25 protein-coding genes are annotated in these 18584 nt (G+C 60.7%); 12 read left to right on the top strand and 13 right to left on the bottom strand.

The annotated features are described in order from the left end of the window. From AC0Z8Z_RS04210 to AC0Z8Z_RS04180, 7 genes are all read right to left on the bottom strand, one after another. On the bottom strand, positions 1 to 627 hold the full coding sequence (locus AC0Z8Z_RS04210; protein ID WP_122624200.1) for a response regulator transcription factor: 627 nt from the start codon (positions 625 to 627) through the stop codon (positions 1 to 3). A gap of 363 nt (positions 628 to 990) precedes the next feature. Further along, entirely contained in the window at positions 991 to 1380 is a 390-nt protein-coding gene (locus tag AC0Z8Z_RS04205) for a response regulator (protein WP_122538186.1), read from the bottom strand. A gap of 309 nt (positions 1381 to 1689) precedes the next feature. Further along, entirely contained in the window at positions 1690 to 3021 is a 1332-nt protein-coding gene (locus AC0Z8Z_RS04200) for a deoxyguanosinetriphosphate triphosphohydrolase (RefSeq protein WP_122538188.1), read from the bottom strand. A 95-nt stretch (positions 3022 to 3116) separates the two neighbouring features. Continuing rightward, complete coding sequence (locus AC0Z8Z_RS04195; RefSeq protein WP_485618006.1) at positions 3117 to 4280, bottom strand: EAL domain-containing protein; 1164 nt, start codon at positions 4278 to 4280, stop codon at positions 3117 to 3119. A gap of 143 nt (positions 4281 to 4423) precedes the next feature. After that, entirely contained in the window at positions 4424 to 4765 is a 342-nt protein-coding gene (locus tag AC0Z8Z_RS04190; protein ID WP_065991490.1) for a hypothetical protein, read from the bottom strand. Beyond that, entirely contained in the window at positions 4762 to 5148 is a 387-nt protein-coding gene (locus AC0Z8Z_RS04185) for a phage holin family protein (RefSeq protein ID WP_122624202.1), read from the bottom strand. The genes AC0Z8Z_RS04190 and AC0Z8Z_RS04185 overlap by 4 nt, the downstream gene beginning before the upstream one ends. A gap of 5 nt (positions 5149 to 5153) precedes the next feature. Next, a complete protein-coding gene (locus AC0Z8Z_RS04180) occupies positions 5154 to 5468 on the bottom strand; it encodes an ElaB/YgaM/YqjD family protein (protein ID WP_122538194.1) in 315 nt (104 codons plus the stop codon). 261 nt (positions 5469 to 5729) lie between these two features. On the opposite strand from AC0Z8Z_RS04180, the gene AC0Z8Z_RS04175 reads away from it, so the two are divergent. Continuing rightward, a complete protein-coding gene (locus tag AC0Z8Z_RS04175) occupies positions 5730 to 5969 on the top strand; it encodes a glutaredoxin family protein (RefSeq protein ID WP_485618004.1) in 240 nt (79 codons plus the stop codon). Positions 5970 to 6012: 43 nt separating this feature from the next. On the opposite strand, the gene AC0Z8Z_RS04170 is transcribed toward AC0Z8Z_RS04175, so the two are convergent. Further along, the gene (locus AC0Z8Z_RS04170; RefSeq protein ID WP_133771176.1) at positions 6013 to 6279 is read right to left on the bottom strand and encodes a hypothetical protein; all 267 of its coding nucleotides are present in this window, start codon (positions 6277 to 6279) and stop codon (positions 6013 to 6015) included. Positions 6280 to 6688: 409 nt separating this feature from the next. On the opposite strand from AC0Z8Z_RS04170, the gene AC0Z8Z_RS04165 reads away from it, so the two are divergent. Beyond that, complete coding sequence (locus AC0Z8Z_RS04165) at positions 6689 to 7579, top strand: pseudouridine synthase (RefSeq protein ID WP_485618003.1); 891 nt, start codon at positions 6689 to 6691, stop codon at positions 7577 to 7579. Between the two features lie 108 nt (positions 7580 to 7687). Here AC0Z8Z_RS04165 and AC0Z8Z_RS04160 read toward each other — a convergent pair whose 3' ends face one another. Then, entirely contained in the window at positions 7688 to 7912 is a 225-nt protein-coding gene (locus AC0Z8Z_RS04160) for a YgdI/YgdR family lipoprotein (RefSeq protein WP_122538201.1), read from the bottom strand. Between the two features lie 83 nt (positions 7913 to 7995). Beyond that, positions 7996 to 8586 carry a molybdenum cofactor guanylyltransferase MobA gene (gene mobA, locus AC0Z8Z_RS04155; RefSeq protein WP_485618001.1) on the bottom strand — a complete coding sequence of 197 codons (591 nt, stop codon included), beginning with the start codon at positions 8584 to 8586 and terminating at the stop codon, positions 7996 to 7998. A gap of 78 nt (positions 8587 to 8664) precedes the next feature. On the opposite strand from mobA, the gene moaB reads away from it, so the two are divergent. Together moaB and AC0Z8Z_RS04145 are read left to right on the top strand one after the other, a co-directional pair. Then, on the top strand, positions 8665 to 9204 hold the full coding sequence (gene moaB / locus AC0Z8Z_RS04150; protein WP_122538205.1) for a molybdenum cofactor biosynthesis protein B: 540 nt from the start codon (positions 8665 to 8667) through the stop codon (positions 9202 to 9204). Between the two features lie 6 nt (positions 9205 to 9210). Then, positions 9211 to 10425 (top strand): molybdopterin molybdotransferase MoeA, encoded by a 1215-nt coding sequence (locus AC0Z8Z_RS04145; RefSeq protein WP_485617999.1) that lies wholly within the window; start codon positions 9211 to 9213, stop codon positions 10423 to 10425. Between the two features lie 38 nt (positions 10426 to 10463). Here the strand turns inward: AC0Z8Z_RS04145 and AC0Z8Z_RS04140 are convergent, their stop codons facing one another. Further along, entirely contained in the window at positions 10464 to 12296 is a 1833-nt protein-coding gene (locus AC0Z8Z_RS04140; RefSeq protein ID WP_485617997.1) for a monovalent cation:proton antiporter-2 (CPA2) family protein, read from the bottom strand. 273 nt (positions 12297 to 12569) lie between these two features. On the opposite strand from AC0Z8Z_RS04140, the gene AC0Z8Z_RS04135 reads away from it, so the two are divergent. The 3 genes from AC0Z8Z_RS04135 (at position 12570) to AC0Z8Z_RS04125 (ending at position 13764) form a co-directional block, all read left to right on the top strand. Next, a complete protein-coding gene (locus tag AC0Z8Z_RS04135; RefSeq protein ID WP_065991502.1) occupies positions 12570 to 12758 on the top strand; it encodes a hypothetical protein in 189 nt (62 codons plus the stop codon). Between the two features lie 150 nt (positions 12759 to 12908). Continuing rightward, entirely contained in the window at positions 12909 to 13175 is a 267-nt protein-coding gene (locus tag AC0Z8Z_RS04130; RefSeq protein ID WP_065991503.1) for a PepSY domain-containing protein, read from the top strand. Positions 13176 to 13332: 157 nt separating this feature from the next. Further along, positions 13333 to 13764 carry a GNAT family N-acetyltransferase gene (locus AC0Z8Z_RS04125; RefSeq protein ID WP_485617996.1) on the top strand — a complete coding sequence of 144 codons (432 nt, stop codon included), beginning with the start codon at positions 13333 to 13335 and terminating at the stop codon, positions 13762 to 13764. Between the two features lie 18 nt (positions 13765 to 13782). Here AC0Z8Z_RS04125 and AC0Z8Z_RS04120 read toward each other — a convergent pair whose 3' ends face one another. Next, a complete protein-coding gene (locus AC0Z8Z_RS04120; RefSeq protein ID WP_485618263.1) occupies positions 13783 to 15021 on the bottom strand; it encodes an NAD(P)/FAD-dependent oxidoreductase in 1239 nt (412 codons plus the stop codon). Positions 15022 to 15190: 169 nt separating this feature from the next. Between AC0Z8Z_RS04120 and AC0Z8Z_RS04115 the strand changes: the two genes are divergently transcribed. Together AC0Z8Z_RS04115 and AC0Z8Z_RS04110 are read left to right on the top strand one after the other, a co-directional pair. Further along, positions 15191 to 16222 (top strand): Ldh family oxidoreductase, encoded by a 1032-nt coding sequence (locus AC0Z8Z_RS04115; protein WP_485617995.1) that lies wholly within the window; start codon positions 15191 to 15193, stop codon positions 16220 to 16222. Positions 16223 to 16385: 163 nt separating this feature from the next. After that, on the top strand, positions 16386 to 16634 hold the full coding sequence (locus tag AC0Z8Z_RS04110; RefSeq protein ID WP_485617994.1) for a hypothetical protein: 249 nt from the start codon (positions 16386 to 16388) through the stop codon (positions 16632 to 16634). Positions 16635 to 16674: 40 nt separating this feature from the next. On the opposite strand, the gene AC0Z8Z_RS04105 is transcribed toward AC0Z8Z_RS04110, so the two are convergent. Beyond that, positions 16675 to 16830: a hypothetical protein gene (locus AC0Z8Z_RS04105; RefSeq protein ID WP_205483997.1), complete on the bottom strand. Its 156-nt coding sequence runs from the start codon at positions 16828 to 16830 to the stop codon at positions 16675 to 16677. A 193-nt stretch (positions 16831 to 17023) separates the two neighbouring features. Here AC0Z8Z_RS04105 and AC0Z8Z_RS04100 point away from each other — a divergent pair, with 193 nt between their 5' ends. The 3 genes from AC0Z8Z_RS04100 to map all read left to right on the top strand — a co-directional run bounded on the left by AC0Z8Z_RS04100 (position 17024) and on the right by map (position 18495). Then, the gene (locus tag AC0Z8Z_RS04100) at positions 17024 to 17374 is read left to right on the top strand and encodes a helix-turn-helix domain-containing protein (protein WP_485617993.1); all 351 of its coding nucleotides are present in this window, start codon (positions 17024 to 17026) and stop codon (positions 17372 to 17374) included. A gap of 84 nt (positions 17375 to 17458) precedes the next feature. Next, the gene (locus tag AC0Z8Z_RS04095) at positions 17459 to 17713 is read left to right on the top strand and encodes a ParD-like family protein (protein ID WP_485617992.1); all 255 of its coding nucleotides are present in this window, start codon (positions 17459 to 17461) and stop codon (positions 17711 to 17713) included. Then, positions 17710 to 18495 carry a type I methionyl aminopeptidase gene (map, locus tag AC0Z8Z_RS04090; RefSeq protein WP_485617991.1) on the top strand — a complete coding sequence of 262 codons (786 nt, stop codon included), beginning with the start codon at positions 17710 to 17712 and terminating at the stop codon, positions 18493 to 18495. Before AC0Z8Z_RS04095 ends, map begins: the two co-directional genes overlap by 4 nt. Positions 18496 to 18584 lie beyond the last annotated feature (89 nt).

The raw sequence follows: 18584 nt of genomic DNA, 5'->3' as shown, positions 1-18584 counted from the left end.
TCACACTAGCGAATTGCGTTTTGCCATCTCGATAAGTTCTACCAGAGTCTTGGCCTTGAGTTTTTGCATTAAACGGGTTTTGTAAGTGCTGACCGTTTTGTTGCTGAGAAACATACCCTTGGCTATTTCCTTGTTTGTCCGCCCTTGGGCAAACAGTTGCAACACCATCAGTTCGCGGTCATTGACGAGTTTGAAGCGCTCAAGCTCATTGGGGTCACCTTCTTTTTTGATCGTCGCGGCAAGGGCCTGGCTGGGAAAGTAATTGTAGCCGGATAATACGGCCTTCACCGAGCTGACAAGTTCGCTGAGGTCTTCCTGCTTGCACACATAACCCGAGGCGCCCGACTGCATGCAACGGATGGCGAACAGGCTCGGCGCCTGGGCGGTCAGTACGAGAATCTTGGAGGGCAGGTTCATGGCGTTGAAGCGGGCGAGTACTTCGAGCCCGTCCAGCTTGGGGATACTGATGTCGAGAATGATCAGGTCGGGCATGCATTCGCGGACCATCTGCATGGCGTCGACGCCGTTGTCGGTCTCTCCGACCACCTCGTAATTTTCGTTTTCCAGGAGCATGCGTATGGCCATTCGTATGACCGGGTGGTCGTCGATAATAAAAATTGAGTTCATGATCAGTCCATAACGGGTGGCAAGAAAGCGCGCACCTTATCCCAGATGTTCAAAGGCGCACATAAAGAGATCATGCCCGAAGGGCTATATAGGAATGTTCCTACAGAAATAAGCGTATGTGCGTACATGGATGCACACGGCGGTCATGAATGTTTAATACGTAACAGCGTTTACCGCTGATTTAACGCTATTTGAAAACGCGTGTTTATTTCGAATCGGAATAACCCTACGCATTTTCGAATCATGGACTACCTGTTTAAAGTCATCGGTTGCGCCGATAACAACAGGCCTCATGAAAAGTATACTCGGCAGCGGCCCGGCTTATTACGGGCTATGCCCGGAAAGGGTTGCACGCGGGCGATGTCAGGCGGGCGCAGAGAGCAGGCTGATCAGCTCCAGAGTGTTGAGCGGTTTGCTCAGGCATCCCAGCAGAGGCAGGCCCATCGCTCTGGCTTCGGACTCAAGATTGGCCAGCGGATCCGCATCAAGGCCGCTGAGCAACACGGCGCGCTGGATCAATCCGCGCCGGTTCGCCGTCTGTATCAGCTCCAGGCCGCACATGCCTGGCAGACGCTGGTCGCAGAGCAGCAGGTCATAAGGCTCGGCGCTGCGCTCCATGGCGCCGAGTGCTTCGCTGGCATTGAGCGCCGGCGTGACGCGGTACAGGCCATGGTTGTTCAGCAGGATCTGCAAGGCGATCAGCTGAAACGGATGATCCTCTACCAGCAGGATTCGGAAATCTTTAGTGAACATCGGCGGTTCCAGACGTAGGGGAAGTGAGCGCCGCTGTTTGAAGGCGGGCCGGCGGCGCGCTCGCAGGGCGGGCGGTGTCTTCGGGAGGTAATGGGTCGAGTTGTCCCAAGGCTCGGAAGGCGCGGATTATTCGGCAGGGATGTACGACCAGCGATAAGGGCATTCCGACGGTTGTGTAGGAAATATCCGAAGTTGCTGTTGGATTGCCTGAAGCCCCAATGTGAAAAACCCGAATCCGGGCCCTGATTCAGGGCCGGGTTCGGGCTTTTGCCAGGGCCTTCGAAAAGGCGCGACGGCTAAAAGGCGCCGCTAGACAGGGTTGGAATGACCGGTCATTTCACGGGCCATTTCGCTGGCGTAGCTGTCTGTCATGCCGGCGATGAAATCGATGACCCTGAGAAAGGACGTGTGCAGCGGCCAGCTCGGGTCGGGTGCGTTATTGCCCAGCAGATCGAGAATCCGTCGGCTCTTGAACGACGGCTCATGCCCGCCGAACTGTTCCAGCGCCGCGCCGCAGAAGGCGTTGAGCAAAATCTCCAGCGTGGTGTAGGCACCGATTTCATGCAGCGTCTTGCGCTTGTCCTGAAAGATCTTCTTGCGCGCCATGTCCTTGGCGTTCAACACGCAGCGCTTGGCTGGCCCGTGCATGTGTTCGACCAGATCGCCCTGCAACGTGCCCGCCAGCAGCGCGTCCTGCTGTTCAACGAAAGCGCGCGCGGCGGCGTTGGTCAGGTGTTCGATGGCCTTGCCACGCAGAATCGCCAGCTTGCGACGGCGCGAGTCATTGGGGCCCAGCTGGCGGTAGGTCTCCGGCAGGTCATCGCCCACCAGACCCAGCAGCAGCGACTCCACTTCGTCGTAGGTGAGCAACTCCATTTCCAGGCCGTCTTCGAGATCGATCAGCGCGTAACAAATGTCGTCGGCCGCTTCCATCAGGTACACCAGAGGATGCCGCGCCCAGCGCTGGTCCTCGATCTGCGGAAGGCCGAGTTTGCCGGCGATCTGCTCCAGGATCGGCAGCTCGCTCTGGTAGCAGCCGAACTTGTGCTTCTTGTAGCCCAGCGAGTCGGCGTGACGGGCCGTCCACGGGTATTTCAGGTAAGTGCCGAGGGTGGCGTAGGTCAGCCGCGTGCCACCCTCGAACTGGTGGTATTCCAGTTGGGTAAGGACGCGGAAACCCTGGGCATTGCCTTCGAAATTGAGGAAGTCATTGCGCTCGACCTCGCTCATCGCGTCCAGCCAGCCACGGCCTGCCGCCTGTTTGAACCAGTTGCGAATGGCGTCTTCCCCAGAGTGTCCGAACGGCGGGTTGCCGATGTCGTGGGCCAGGCAGGCCGATTGCACGACCATGCCCAGATCGCTGGGGTCACACCAGTCGGGCAGGGCACTGCGCAGGGTCTCGCCGACGCGCATGCCCAGCGAGCGGCCGACGCAGCTGACTTCCAGCGAGTGGGTCAGGCGCGTGTGAATATGGTCATTGCTGGTGACCGGGTGAACTTGAGTCTTGCGGCCAAGCCGGCGAAATGCGCCGGAGAAGATGATCCGGTCGTGGTCCTTGTGGAAGGGACTGCGCCCCAGTTCCTCAGGGCTGTGGAGGGTCTTGCCAAGGCGCTCGCGGGTGAGCAGGGTTTGCCAATCCAAGGCCGGTACTCCGTCGAATGATTACCACGCTAGCTTCCCGGTTCACCCCGCACGCTGCAAGCACAAGATCGCCGAAAGGGTATCCGCAGACAGCCTCAAAACCCGGCCGCGTCGACATCGATCAGCAACAGTCGCTCGCCGTTGTCGAAGAACTGCCCGGCCGTCAGGCAGTACTGATTGCTGGTGGCGTCGCGGTAGGTGCTCGACAGCGTCAGGCGCCGCTCGTGCCAGCCCTCGGCCAGCAAGTGATAGAAATAGGGCCGCCAGGACCAGTTATGGCCCAGATACCGAGCATCCGGGCTCCACGCGCCGTTGCGCCATTCCAGATTGGGCGTCAGCTGCGTGCCGTGGCGGTCGCACTGATAAAAGCGCAGCAGCCACGGGAATTCCGTGACTTGAGGCAAGTCGCTCAGCGGCGCATCGTTCTCTGCCCAGCTCTGCAGCCGGGACATCAGTTGCGTGACCTGCCTTCGCAGCGTCATCAGCTGTTCACGCTCGGCGACTTTCTTCATCACGTAACGATCGCGCAGGGCAGCGAAGCGCTCGACGAACGCATCGGCCTCGAAGAAAGACAACTGCGCCGGCGCAAACAGATAGCCCTGAACGTAGCGCGAGCCGCACTCAAGAGCGAAGTCCAGTTCGGCCTCGGTCTCGACACCTTCAGCGATGATCCAGCAGCCGGTTTTCTCGGCCATCTGCGCGAGGGCTTTGACCACATCGCTGCTGGGGCCGCCCCGCGCCGCGGCTTGAAACAGACGCATGTCGAGTTTGAGGATGTCAGGTTGCAGCGCAAGCACCCGGTCCAGCTGCGAATAGCCGGCGCCGAAATCATCGATGGCAATGCGTGCCCCGGCGTCGCGGTAGCGAGCGACGACGTCCTTCAGCCGCTGGCCGTCGCCGCTCAATTCGGTGATCTCAAAGACGATACGTTCTGCAGGAATGCCGTAGGTCTGCAATTGTTTGAGGCTGGGCGGCGATTCATCGTGGCGCAGGCGGGTGATCCATCGAGGCGAGATGTTCAGGCTCAGGAACCAGTCGCTCGGCGCTTCATGCAACCGGCTCAGGGCATTGTCGCGAATCTGACGATCCAGCCGACGCAGTTGCACGGCCGGGCGCCGCGGATCCGCAAACAAAGGACCGACCGATTGCAGGCTGCCGTCTGCCTGGCGCAGGCGGCCCAGTGCTTCAACGCCGGCAACGCGGCCTGTTGCGGTGTCGATGAACGGCTGAAAACAGGCGAGCGGTTGCCCATCGAACACGGGGCCTCCTTAGTGAAGATTGATTGAAGCGGTGGTGGCGAAGGCTTGGCTGTGGGATTTTCGCTCGACAAACACCGACGCCTTGCCCGATACGAATATCGGGCAAGGCGCGGATTGTTAGCAAGAATGCAGCCAGAAGGCTTTTAGCGACGGCGGGAGGAGTTTTGCAGCGCCATTTTGATTAACGGCAAAACAGTTGCGCTGAATTTGATCAGGCGGGTAACGCTGCCGGTTTTTTTACTGCGAGTGCCCTTGCCGGTGAGAAATCCCAGCAGGGTGACAGCACCGACGCCCCACAGCGGCCCATGCTTGATGCCAAGGGAGCCAGGCAGGTCTGAAGCCATGCCACGCATGCGTTGCAGGGGATGCATCAAGCGCGAGGATTCCTGCCGGATTTCTTGTCGGTGCATCTCCATGCGCAGCCGGATCAGCGCCTTGCGTAACTCGCGACGGTTGTGGGTCTGGGGCAATTGAGGTGCGCTCATGGCATCAGTCGCTCGCGGTCGTTTGCCAGTTCTTCCAGTGTCGAATGGAAGGGTGAGGACTCATCGAAAACAGCTGCCTTCAGGCGCATTGCACAGAACAATGCCGCCAGGGTGTATAACCCGCACAGGCCGATGATTCCGTACAGGCGATAGCTGTCCCAGACCAGAATCAGCAGCAACGCGGACAGGCCGATGAGCAGCAGCAACGCGAAAACCAGCGCCAGGCCTGCGAACAGCAACAGCCTGACCGTACGGGCTTTCTGTTCCTGAAGCTCGATGCCGAACAGTTCGACATGGGTGTGCAACAGCCCCAGAAAAGCCGCACCCAGCCGCCGCGGCGAAGAGGATTGATCGGTCCCGGTTGGACCTGTCGGCTGCGTCATGGCCGTTAGCGCCGGGTGGCCAACAGGCCCAGCAGGAAGCCGACGCCAGCTGCAATGCCTACCGATTGCCATGGGTTGTTCTGCACATAGTCCTCGGTGACGATGACCGCTTCCTTGCCGCGGGCGCGGAGGGTTTCTTCGGTCAGTTTGAGGGTTTCGCGTGCACGAACCAGGCTCTCGCGGATCTGCTCGCGCAGTTCGTCGGCCTGTTCACCGGCCAGAGAGGCCGTGTGCGCCAGCAATTTTTCCGTATCGGCAACCAGCGTCTGGAAGTCAGACATCAATATGTCCTGGGCTTTGTCTGCTGTAGGTCGAGCCATGGTTTTCTCCTTAGGGGATGACGATATGGGGTTTCGAGTATGGCGCATTCCTGAAGGTTCATTCCAATCGCGTGAACAGGACTGCCGTTTCGCCTGAAGTGGTTTCTGCGCTGTTCCGGTGCGCCCGCCGGACGTCGCGCTCCAGTGTGGGTGGGCGACGGGAGGACGGTCGAGAAGCCTGCGCAGGCTCGACGGTGTTCGCGGCCAGCTCTAGACTTCCAGATCAAACCCTTGGAATCACAGCCACAGAGGGGCCTGGCCATGCCACCGGAATGTCAGCTGTTTGGAACGTTGGGGTGTCATGTGTGCGAGGTGGCCGAAGCCGAACTGATGCCGCTGGTAGAGCACGGCTTGATGGTGGAGCTGGTCGACATCGCCGAGAGCGAGGCGTGCTACGAAACCTATAGCCTGAGGATTCCCGTGCTGAGGCGGGCAGACACCGGTGCCGAACTGGACTGGCCGTTCGACACCGATCAGGTTGTGCTGTTTCTGAGGGACTGACGCGCGTGGGATGAGTGCATAACCGCGCGCGCCTTGACTGGCTTCAGAGGTATTGCGTGTCGACCACCATGGCTTGAGCGACGGCGGCTTTCTGCTCGTCGGTCATGCCGTCCCAGACGTGCACTTTGGCGTAGTAGCCAAGGCCGGCGACGATGTACAGGCTCAGGGTGAGTACGATGAACACCGACATGAACGTCCAGCGACCCACGTCATGGTCCTCGTTGGAAAACGACTGGGAGTAGTTTTCGTCGTTCTGCGAAGAAGTCCCGGTGGAGAGACGTTTGATCCATTGGAAGAATTGAACCAACATGGGCGTAACCTCAAAAGTGGCGAAAGAAAAAGTCGTGGGCACTGGCGCTCGACGCGCGACACAAACGCTGAAAACGAAAAAAGCCCGTCGATGACGGGCTTTCTTTTTATGGGTTTCAGGTCTGGCAGGCGTTTTCGATTTCAGTCACGTAGAAGTTCGTGTCCGCTCGGATTCGCGCCTGCTTGCCGATTTCGAAACATTTTAGGACAAATCATTTTGCGCATCCAGCGCGGGACCGCGGTTGTCAGACAACTGGCGCCGGTTTTCCGTGCGGCATAACGTCGCGCACTTCTGTATCGCCCGGGCTAGAGCCTTCCGGCAAAGCCGTTATCTGCGCGGTCGCGCAAAGGTTCTTCGGCGTAGATAATGCCAGCCTTGCTGCTATCACCACTTTTATTCTGAGCTGTTTATGTCCGCACCTGTATTTACCGCTGCCCACCGTCAAGCCAGCACGTTGTATCTGCCGCCCGGACCGTGGCGGACGGTGCTCGATTGCCTGTGCGAGCGCTTCAGTGCCATCAGCCGCGAGCAGTGGCTTGACCGGATCGCGCGGGGCAAAGTGCTTGACGCTGACGGCCAGCCGATCGCCGTGGAGCTTGCGTACCGCGAAGGCCTGCGCATCCATTACTTTCGCGAAGTGCCCAACGAGACGCCGATCCCGGTGCAGGAGTCGATCCTGTATGCCGACGAGCATCTTGTGGTCGCTGACAAGCCGCATTTTCTGCCCGTCACACCGGCGGGCGAGTACGTTGAGCAGACCCTGCTGCGACGGTTGATCCGTACCCTCGACAATCCCGATCTGGTGCCTTTGCACCGCATCGACCGGCATACGGCAGGGCTGGTGCTGTTCTCGGCCAACAAGCAGACGCGGTCGGCCTATCAGGCGCTGTTTCCGACCCGGCAGATTGAAAAGCGCTACGAGGCGATAGCGCCTGCGCTCCCGGACATGGCGTTTCCGCGTGTTCACAAAAGCCGCCTGGTCGATGGCGAACCCTTCTTTCGCATGCAAGAGGGCGAGGGCCCGAGCAACACGGAAACCCGGGTTGTGGTCAGCGAAAAAAAGGGCGGGCTCTGGCGGTACGCGCTGTATCCGGTGACGGGGAAAAAACACCAGTTGCGCGTGCACATGGCCGCCCTGGGCGCTGGCATCTGCAATGACCCGTTCTATCCCGACGTGCTCAAGGACGCCGTGGACGACTACGCCAACCCGCTGAAACTCCTTGCCCAGGGATTGCGCTTTGTTGATCCGGTGACGGGGCAGGAGCGGGTATTCGAAAGCCGGATCACGTTGGATTGGTAGCGCGCTGGATAGGGCTGCGGGTTATTTAAGGCAAAAAAAGACCCGCTCGATTGGCGGGTCTTTTGCTCTCTGCGACGGTGTGTTCAAACCCTCGCGATCAAGCCGGCATCACAGTTCTTTAACGGTGCGAACCTGATCCTTGTTGATGCGGGTTTCTTTGCCGTCCAGCTGCTTGAACTCGTAGAAGCCCGACTCTTCATCGAACTTCGGCTCGTCGGTTGCCTGGATTTCACGGCCGTCGTTCAGCGTGATCACGGTGGGCGACGAGCAACCGGCAAGACCGGCAAGGCTCAGCGCGAGCAGAAAGGCGGCAGGAAGAGTCCGTTGTTTCATTGCTGTGTCTCCGGGAATTTTATTTAGTGATGTGTCTGACGCAGAGTGTAACGGCAAAGTTCCATGAAACCTGCCCGCTGCGCTCAGGCCTTGATCTCGGTCAATAGATCCGGCGTGTTGAGGTTGGCGAGGCGCGGGTCGTCGGCCTCGCACTGCAACCCGACGGCGCGCAACTCTGCCAGGGTCCGGCGCGGGCTGCGCTGTCCTTCCCGCCAATGCTGTTCGAACACTTGTGCGTGGCAGGTGGGAATGCAACACAGAAGCGGTTCCCACTGCTCGCCCTGGCGGACCATGACTGGCGTTCCGGAAGTGGCCGCGCTCTGGCGCAGGCCGTCGAGAATCTCACGATCCAGCAGTGGCATGTCACAGGGGATGACCAGCAGATAGCCATGTCTGGCCACGGCAAGGCCGGCGCGAATACCCGCGTAAGGGCCGGGGAAGTCCTGTTGCTCATCCTCCACCAGTTGGTCGGCGTAGCGCGCGTACTGCTCGCGGTTGCGGTTGCACGACACGATCACATCGTCCGTGAGCGGTCGCACCAGCCCATATAAATGCTCGATAAAAGGCTTGTCACGCCAGGTGATCAGGCCTTTGTCACGCCCGCCCATGCGCCGACCCTGGCCTCCGGCAAGCAGCAGGATAGAGCAGGGCGGGAGGGCTTCGGAAGGGGTCATGATCAGCTCGGTTGGCGCGGAAAAAAGCAGGTGCTGTGATATAACACCGCCCTGTTTCCTCTACAACCGGACCTCGCCATGAAAGCCAAGGCAGACTCGCCTTTCGTACCCTTGAACATCGCTGTTCTGACGGTCAGTGACACCCGTACTTTTGAAACCGATACCTCCGGCCAGATGTTCGTCGACCGCCTGACCGCTGCAGGCCATGGCCTGATCGAGCGCGTGTTGCTCAAGGATGACCTGTACAAGATCCGCGCCCAGGTGGCGACCTGGATCGCCGACGATGAAGTACAAGTCGTGCTGATCACCGGCGGCACCGGCTTCACCGGTCGCGACAGCACCCCGGAAGCCGTGGCCTGTTTGCTGGACAAACAGGTGGACGGCTTTGGCGAGCTGTTCCGCCAGATTTCCCTGCCCGACATTGGCACCTCGACCATTCAATCCCGCGCCCTTGCCGGTCTGGCCAACGGCACGCTGGTCTGCTGCCTGCCGGGCTCGACCAACGCGGTGCGCACCGGCTGGGACGGCATCCTCGCCGATCAGTTGAACAACAGCTTCCGCCCGTGCAATTTCGTGCCGCACCTGAAGAAGGCCGAACCCTGCGCGACCCGCGGGTGAGCCTCCATGAGCGCAACTGAAATGAGTCGCCTGATGCCGGTCGAAGAGGCCATGCAGCGGTTGATGGATCTGGCCGCCAACGCGCCGATCAGCGACCGTGAAACCGTGGCGCTGGCCGATGCCCAGGGGCGCGTGCTGGCTGAGGATCTGATTTCGACGCTGGATTTGCCGCCGTGGCCCAACAGCGCCATGGACGGATACGCGATGCGCGTGGCGGACTGGACCGGCGAGCCGTTGCCAGTGAGCCAGCGGATCTTCGCCGGGCAAGCGCCCGAGCCGTTACAGCCGGGCACTTGCGCGCGAATCTTCACCGGCGCGCCGGTTCCTGAAGGGGCTGACTGCGTCGAGATGCAGGAAAATGCCGAGGTTCAAGCGGACGCGACCGTGCGCTTTCTCGAACCGTTGAGCACCGGTCAGAACATCCGCCCCAAAGGCCAGGAAACCACCGTCGGCGACAAGGTGCTGGATGCGGGCACGGTCCTGAACCCGATCGAACTGGGCCTCGCTGCGACCATGGGTTTTGGCCAGGTGCAGGTTGTGCGCCGCGCCCGGGTGGCCGTGCTGTCCACCGGCGATGAGTTGATCGAGCCGGGGCAGCCGTTGGGCCCGGGGCAGATCTACAACAGCAATCGCGTGCTGCTGTGCAGTTGGCTGGCGCGACTGGGCTGCGAAGTGGTCGATGCGGGCATCCTTCCCGACAACCTCGAGAAAACCCGCGCGGCGCTGGGCAGCCTCAACGACGTCGACCTGATCCTCTCCACGGGCGGCGTGTCCGTCGGCGAAGCGGATTTTCTCGGTCACGCGCTGCGTGAAGAGGGCGAGATCGCGCTGTGGAAACTGGCGATCAAACCGGGCAAGCCGCTGACGTTCGGCCATTTCCGTGGCGTGCCGGTGATCGGCCTTCCGGGCAATCCGGCCTCCACGCTGGTGACCTTCGCACTGCTGGCCCGGCCCTATCTGCTCAGACGCCTCGGCGTGCAGGCCGTCAAGCCGCTGCAATTCCAGGTGCCTGCTGCATTCGTCTGGACCAAACCGGGAAGCCGGCGCGAGTACTTGCGCGGACGCCTTGAACAGGGCCGCCTGGTTGCCTACCGCAATCAGAGCTCGGGTGTGCTGCGCAGCGCCGCCTGGGCCGACGGGCTGATCGAGATCGTAGAAGGCACGACGGTGGCGGAGGGCGACCTGCTCAACTTCATTCCGCTGAGCGAGGTCATGGGCTGAGAGGCTGAGCCTTCGCAAGAAGGCCCAGCCCTAGGCCGCTATTTTTTAGCCTTGGCGGCAGGCTGCGCGTCACTCGCTTCCTCATCGATCCGGTCGGATTCGAACAGCTCGGACAATTCAGTCCGGGCTTCCAGCGCGCTTTGCATGACCTTCGCGGCATCATCGTAGATCAGGTGCTGGCGATTCAGCACTTGTTCGTCGTGGCGCTTGAACCGATCAATGCGCGCGGCCGCCTGGGTTTCACTCAGGCCCAGGCCGATCAGCGTACGCCGGGTCATTTCCAGGCTCGAATAGAAGGTTTCCCGCACCGCCTCGGCATCCAGGTCCAGCAAGCGGTGAACGTGCTGGCGGTTACGAGCGCGAGCAATGATCTTCATGTGCGGGTAGAGCCTGCGCACCAGCTCGGCGGTCTTGATGTTGGTGTCCGGGTCGTCCGTGGCGATGACGAAATATTCGGCCTGGTCCACCTTCGCGGCGCGCAGGATTTCCGGACGCAGCGGGTCGCCATAGAACACCGGCACATTACCGAAACTGCGGGTGAACTCGATGGTTTCCACCGAGGTGTCCAGTGCAATGAACGGGATGTTCTGCGCGCGCAGAATACGCGCAACGATCTGCCCCATCCGGCCCATGCCCGCGATGACCACGCGCGGGTTGTCCGATTCGATTTCCTTGTACTCTGCCGGCACTTCCTTGATCACCGTCTTGGGCTTGAGCCAGCGCGACAGTGCCAGCAGCAGCAATGGCGTCAGCGCCATCGACAAGGTGATCGTCAGCACCAGCGTGTCGTACAACGCGGCATCGAACAGGCCCTGATCGCGGCCGATCTTGAACACCACGAACGCAAATTCACCGCCCGCGGCCAGGACCAGCCCCAGGCGCAGCGCGCTCTGCTTGCCGAGCCCGCCCGCCAGACGTCCGACGAAGAACAGCAACGGCAACTTCAAGCCGATCAGCAGTAGCGTCAGGCCCAGCACCGTCAGTGGCGAGTTGATCAGCAGGCCGATGTTGGCGCCCATGCCGACGCTGATGAAGAACAGCCCCAGCAGCAGGCCTTTGAACGGTTCGATCTGCGCTTCCAGCTCATGACGGTATTCGGAATCCGCCAGCAGCAGGCCGGCAAGAAATGCCCCCAGCGCCATGGACACGCCCACCAGGTCCATCAGCCACGCCGTGCCGATCACCACCAGCAGAGCGGTCGCCGTGGAGACTTCCTGCAGTTTGGTTTTGGCGACGATGCGAAACACCGGCCGCAGCAGGTAACGACCGCCGACCACGACAATGGCGATGCCGCCGAGCACTTGCAGGCCGTGACGCAGGGAATCGCCGGAACCGGCATCGTGAGAACCGCCTGCCAGCATCGGCACCAACGCGATCAGCGGAATGGCCGCGATGTCCTGGAACAGCAGAATGGCGAAGGCCAGGCGACCGTGGGGTGCGTTGAGCTCCTTGCGTTCGGCCAGGCTTTGCAGACCAAAGGCGGTCGATGACAACGCCAGCCCCAGGCCGAGCACCACGGCGCTGTTCAGCGGCTGATTGAAGCCCAGCAACGCGACCGCGCCAATCACCACCCCCGTTAGCAGTACCTGTGCCATGCCGACACCGAACACCGATTTGCGCATGGTCCAGAGTCGTCGCGGCGACAACTCCAGGCCAATGATGAACAACAACAGCACCACGCCCAGCTCGGAGATGTGCGCGACGCTCTGCGGGTCGCCGATCAGGCCGAGGCAAGACGGGCCAATGATCACACCCGCGATCAGGTAGCCGATCACGGCGCCCAGTTGCAGACGTTTGGCCAGAGGAACCGTGAGAACGGCGGCGAGCAGGAACACGACTGCGGCCTGCAACAGGCTGCCTTCATGGGGCATTGGGGACTCCTTGTTGAAAGAGGGGGGAGGAAAAGTCTGCGTTGTTGGCAGACACGTCCTGCAGCCCTGAAATGCTTCAGCGACTAAAAAGTGCGCGTATTAAACCACGTGAAAGTGACGGAAATCAGCGGCCGAGACGCTTCGCCGCAGCGGTGACGTGGCCTGACACAGCCCCGGCGCAGGCGGTGGCGTGCCAGCGCCGACCCGAGCAGGTACCATGTCCGCACATTTGTACTGCGCCCCACATCTCGACCGGTTTTCAGGAATCCCGTAATGACCAACAAACAGCGTCTGATTTATTCGATCATCATCGCCTTGAGCGTTCTGGCGATCATGCTTGGGCTGTCCCATTTACAGAACACCGGCGTGCTCAGCGAGAAGACCTTTCAATACATTGCGATCTTCGTTGCTGTTGTCGTGGTGGTGTTGAACGGTGTGCTGCGTCGCAAGGTCAAGCGCTGATCCGCGTTCGCGCAGCGTTAAACCGCTGTCTGCGGTGGTATCCATTCGGCAGCATCAAGCGGTTACAAAACCTCGGATGAACTTATTTTCCGGTCACGAACTCCAAAATTTCGCATTCAAAAAGCCCGCAAAGGGAAATGGAGTTCAATCATGATCAAGAAACTTACCGCTGCCGTTCTCGCCACCGCTGCGCTGACCACCGCACAGTTCGCCCTGGCGGACAAACCGGGCGCTGGCTGGATCACCATCGAAAAAGCGATCGAAAAAGCCAAGTCGGCAGGTTATACAGAGATCTACAGCATCGAAGCCGACGACAAAGGCTACTGGGAAGGCGAAGGCCGCAAAGCTGACAGCCTGACCTACGAATTCCGCATCGACGGCACTTCCGGTAACGTCCTGCGCGACCAGAAAGACTGATCGACCCTGCGCTTTAGCGCGTGTGGAGGCCCCCGGGGCTTCCACATCCCTTCTCACTGATTCCCTCTGCTCCGTTGCTTTAACCTCTCGCCGCTTTACTCCCTTCCGCATATCCGACAACCTTGGCGTCCCCATTTCCGTCAGCAGGAAGCGACGCATGAGTGTCCGTATCGAATTCAAATCCAACCCCTCCGAAGAAGAACGCCTGCAGATCCTTGAACCACTGAGGGCCTACAACGCGGCCATGGCAGGCGACGGCAAGCACGAAAAGTTTGCCTTGTTTGTCCGCGACGAACAGACCGACGCCGTGCTCGGCGGCCCCCACGGCCGCATTCTTTACAGCTGGCTGTTCATCGAACTGCTCGTGATACCTGAACAGGCCCGGGGCCAGCGCATGGGCAGCCAGTTGATGGCGATGGCCGAAGACCTCGCCCGCGAGCGGGGCTGCGTTGGCGTCTGGCTCGACACCTTTGATTTCCAGGCGCCGGAGTTCTACCGCAAGCATGGCTATGAACAGTTTGGTCGGCTGGATGACTATCCGCCCGGGCACCAGCGCTTGTTCTTTCAGAAGCGGTTGCAGGCGCAATAGTCAGCGGCGCGCCGAGGTTTACCCGAATCGGTCCGGGCTGTAAGGCGCGGGATCGGTAAAGGGCTTGGCGCCGCTCATCATCTCCGCCAGCAATCGACCGGTCACCGGGCCCAGAGTCAGACCGTGGTGCGCGTGCCCAAAGTTGAACCACAGCCCTTTGTGCGACGCCGCCGGTCCAATGACAGGGCGCATGTCCGGCAAACAGGGCCGACGCCCCAGCCACGGTTCGGCATCCAGCCGCTCGCCCAACGGATAAAGCGTTCGGGCGATGGCCTCGCAGCGGCGCAGCTGGATCTCGTTGATGGGCGCGTCGGGTGCGGCGAACTCGACGCCTGTAGTCAGTCGGATACCCCGCGCCATGGGCGCCAGCACATAGCCCGCCTGGGCATCGATGATCGAGTGCTGCAACGGCTCATTTGGTTTTGCTGCGTAATGCATGTGATAGCCGCGCTTGATCCCCAGGGGAATGCGGTATCCAAAGCGGGCGGTCACCTCCGTTGATTGCGGCCCCAACGCGACCACTGCGTTTTGCGCCCGCATCAGCCCCTCGCGGGTCTCTACCTGCCAGCTGTCGTCGTGCTGACGAAGACTGCGCGCGTCACCCTTGAGCAACAGGCCGCCGCGCTCAACGAACAACGCCGCATAACCGCGGACCAGTGCACCGGGATCGATCACGCTTTTCGGGTCGAGCCAGTGGATGGCGCCCAAGGCCCCGCTCAGATGCGGCTCGCGATCGCGCAACTGGCTTGCATCAAGCACCTCATAACGCAGCCCGTGACGGTCGTAAGTGCGAGCATCGGCCACTGCCAGATCAAATTCCCCTCGGTCGCGATAGCACTCGATCCAGCCCTTGGCGCGGATCAGCGAGGTCATGCCTGAGGCCTCGGCCAGCAGGTCATGCTCACTGACGCAGCGTTCGATCAGCGGCAGCATTGCGCGGCTCGCGCTGGCCAGTTTGTCGGGGGAGGAGTTCTGCCAGTACTGAAACAGCCAGGGCGCGATCGTTGGCAGCCAGGCCGGGCTGAACCGCAGGGAAGACTGCCGGTTGAGGGCATAACGCGCCAGCCGCGACCACTCACGGGGAAAGGCGTACGGGACGATGCTGGAGCGCTCGATCAAGCCGGCATTGCCATGACTGGTGCCAGCGCCTGGCTCATCACGGTCCAGCAAGACCACCCGCTGGCCTGCCGCTTGCAGGTGCAGCGCAGAACAGACGCCTATGATACCGGCGCCGAGGACGACGGTCTGGCAATCAATGGTTGGGGAATCCATGGTGAGATCCTTGTTCGGTTGAGGGCAGGGCAGCCACTGCAGCAGGCCCGCAGTTTACCGGCTTGTTGCTGGGCATTACTCTTCAAACGAGCGTCTCCAGACACCTGTCTTTTCTGTTCCGCTTCCACATCCAATAATCACAAAGGAGCTTCAGATGCCTTCGATGCACGACAGCCAGACCACCCGGACAATTTCCTTTGCCGATCTGACAGAGCTGCTGCGGCAGATCTTCGTGCGCCATGGCACCTCGCCCGAGGTGGCGCGGGTACTGGCCGCCAATTGCGCGGCCGCCGAGCGCGACGGGTCCCACAGTCATGGCATCTTCCGCATCAAGGGTTATCTGTCGTCGCTGGCGGCGGGTTGGGTCGATGGTCAGGCTGAGCCAAAGGTCGAAGACGTCGGCGCGGCGTTTGTGCGCGTCGATGCCATGGGGGGGTTTGCCCAGCCGGCGATGCAGGCGGCGAAAGCCCTGGTGATCGAAAAAGCGCGGAACGCCGGGATCGCCATTCTGGCCATCCGCAACTCCCATCACTTCGCCGCGCTGTGGCCGGACGTCGAGCCGTTGGCTCAGGAAGGGCTGGTGGCCTTGAGCGTGGTCAACAGCATGACCTGCGTCGTGCCCCACGGTGCACAAAAACCCTTGTTTGGCACCAACCCTATCGCCTTCGCCGCGCCACGCGCCGACGGTCAGCCCATCGTATTTGATATGGCCACAAGCGCCATCGCCCACGGCGACGTGCAGATTGCCGCCAGAGAGGGGCGCATGCTGCCGCCGGGAATGGGCGTCGATCGCAACGGCGCGCCGACCGAAGACCCGAAAGCCATTCTCGACGGTGGCGCGTTGCTGCCGTTCGGAGGTTACAAGGGTTCGGCGCTGTCGATGATGGTGGAGCTGCTGTCAGCTGCACTCACGGGCGGCAATTTCTCGTTCGAGTTCGATATGTCCACGTCGCCCGGCGCGCAAACCCCGTGGACCGGCCAGGTCATCATCGTCATCGATCCGGACAAGGGCAGTGGTCAGGCATTCGCCGAACGCAGCGAAGAACTGGTCCGGCAGATGCAAGGCGTCGGCCAGCAGCGCATGCCGGGTGATCGCCGCTACCGTCAGCGTGAACAGTCATTGAAGGAGGGGATTGTGTTGGCGGCAGATGACCTTGATCGGCTCGAGGCGCTGGTACGGATTTAAGCGTCTGGCTTCAGGATCGGCGCCGTTTGGCGCCAGAAAGGCAGGCGTGAGTGATCACACTGTCGAACCTGATCGCCATGACCATTCGTCGCGACAGGACTTGCGCTCGGGGTTCGTTGAAAATACTGTATGTTTAAACAGTATCGAGAAGAAGAGCGCGATCATGCAAACCAATCAATCCAACACCCGTCCGGAATTCACTGCGCAGAAGAACGAGTCGTCGTTCAGCAGTGTGTGGGGCAACGAGATGCAGCGTGAGGATTTTCTTGCCCTGGCATCAGGGCTTCGCCAGTTCAGCGCCGGTCAGGCCGACCTGGCATTCGCGCCATCGAGCGCTGGCTACGCGACAGGCTATGCAATGGCCCATGCAAGCGGCTCTGGAACTGAGCAGGGTCAGCTCGCGGGGGAGTGATGTGAGGGCGCGTGCTCCCGGCAAGACAGCCGGGATTGGTTCAGGGCTTGAATCGCACCAGAACCGGGACGGGCGTTTGACCGCGCACTGTGTCGTCTGCGTCAGGCTGGCGCGATTTACCGGTGCGAATCATGGCCAGCGCAATCAAGGTGCCGACGGCCGATAGCGCCAACCAACCCAGTAAGAAAGAAATCATCGTCTGGTTCTCCGAACTACAGAAATCGGGCTGCCATTCGAAAAGAATAGCGGTACATCAGAACCTATCGGCCACGAAGGGGATTCCTTGAGCCGTCAATTCGGAAGATTGACCAAATGGGCCCAAGGGCGCAACTCCCTCGGACCAATGGGGTCTTGCTCTTTGAACATAGTCAATTTCAGGACCCTCGTTTATGAAAGATCTCGGCTCACGTCTGAAAGAAGAACGCAAACGGCTCGGGCTGTCGCAACAGGACTTCGGTTCCATTGGTGGCGTAGAGGCCAATGCCCAAGGCAAGTACGAGAGCGGTGAGCGCATTCCGCGCTCCGATTACCTGGCGGCGCTTGGCAAAAAAGGCATCGACATCATGTACGTGTTGTCGGGTGAGCGGACGCCCATCGCCACCGATACACTGAATGAGGCAGAGCGGGCGGTCATTACTCATTACCGGGCGCTTAGCGAAGACGACCGCGAGGCGATTTCGCAATTAGCCACGTCGCTTTCCGAGTGCGCGACCGAGTTCTCCCAATCGCGCTCGGCTTAAGGACGTTTGCCCCAGGGATGCCTGCAGCGGTTGCGTGAAAATATATGAAACGTATATGCTCCGTATATTCTTCGCGAGGTCGCTATGGGACTGGTAAAAATTTCCGAACAGATGCACGCCAACATTCGCTGCGCCAGCGCGGCCCTGAGCCGCTCGATCAATGCTCAGGCTGAGCACTGGATGCGGGTGGGCATGCTGGCCGAACTTTACCCCGGTCTCAATTACAGCGAGATCTGCCAACTGCTGATTCGCGCTGAAACGTCCGGCGGCGCCGTGTTGATCCTTCAGGCCTGCGACCTCGTACCGGATCTGGCTCCGGCCAAGGCGGTGTCCCAGTGAGCATTACTATCAAGACTGAAACCGACCTGGTCGGCCTGCGTGTGGCAGGGCGTCTGGCCGCAGATGTATTGGCGATGATCGCAGAGCACGTCAAGCCAGGCATAAGCACCGAAGCGCTGGATGACATTTGCAACGCCTACATTGTCAACGAGCTGAAAGTGATCCCGGCCAACGTCGGTTACCACGGGTTCACCAAAACGACCTGCATCTCGCCCAACACGGTCGTCTGCCACGGCATTCCTTCGGCGGATGACGTGCTCAAGGAGGGCGACATCGTCAATATCGACGTCGCGGTCATCAAGGATGGCTGGTACGGCGACACCAGCCGTATGTACTACGTCGGCGAGGTCAGCCCGCTCGCCCGGCGTCTGGTCGAAACCACGTACGAGGCCACGCTGGCAGGGATACACGCAGTGAAAGCCGGTGCGACGTTGGGCGACATCGGCAATGCCATTCAGAGCGTGGCATACCGCGAAGGCTTCAGCGTGGTGCGCGAATACTGCGGGCATGGCATCGGTCGCAAATACCACGAAGAACCTCAAGTGCTGCACTACGGTGCAGCAGGCAAGGGACTGAAACTCAAAACCGGCATGGTCTTCACCATCGAACCGATGATCAACGCCGGCAAGCCGGGCACTTATGTGCTGGAAGACGGGTGGACAGTGCTCACCCGGGATCAGTCATTGTCGGCGCAATGGGAACACATGGTGGTGGTGACCGAGACCGGCTTCGAGCTGCTGACCCCATGGCCGGATGGCACCGGCGATTATCCGGCGGTCTGAGCGCAGGCGATGGGTGCAAAGCCAGGCGACAGGGTCTGGACGCATGAAGTCACAAAAGCGGGCGTGACGAAAACAAGACTTGGCTTGTA

The organism is Pseudomonas sp. 1L-C-7-B-C1 (assembly GCF_057291635.1).
Note: the sequence above shows the minus strand (reverse complement) of the source record. Positions and strands in the feature narration are given on the sequence as shown.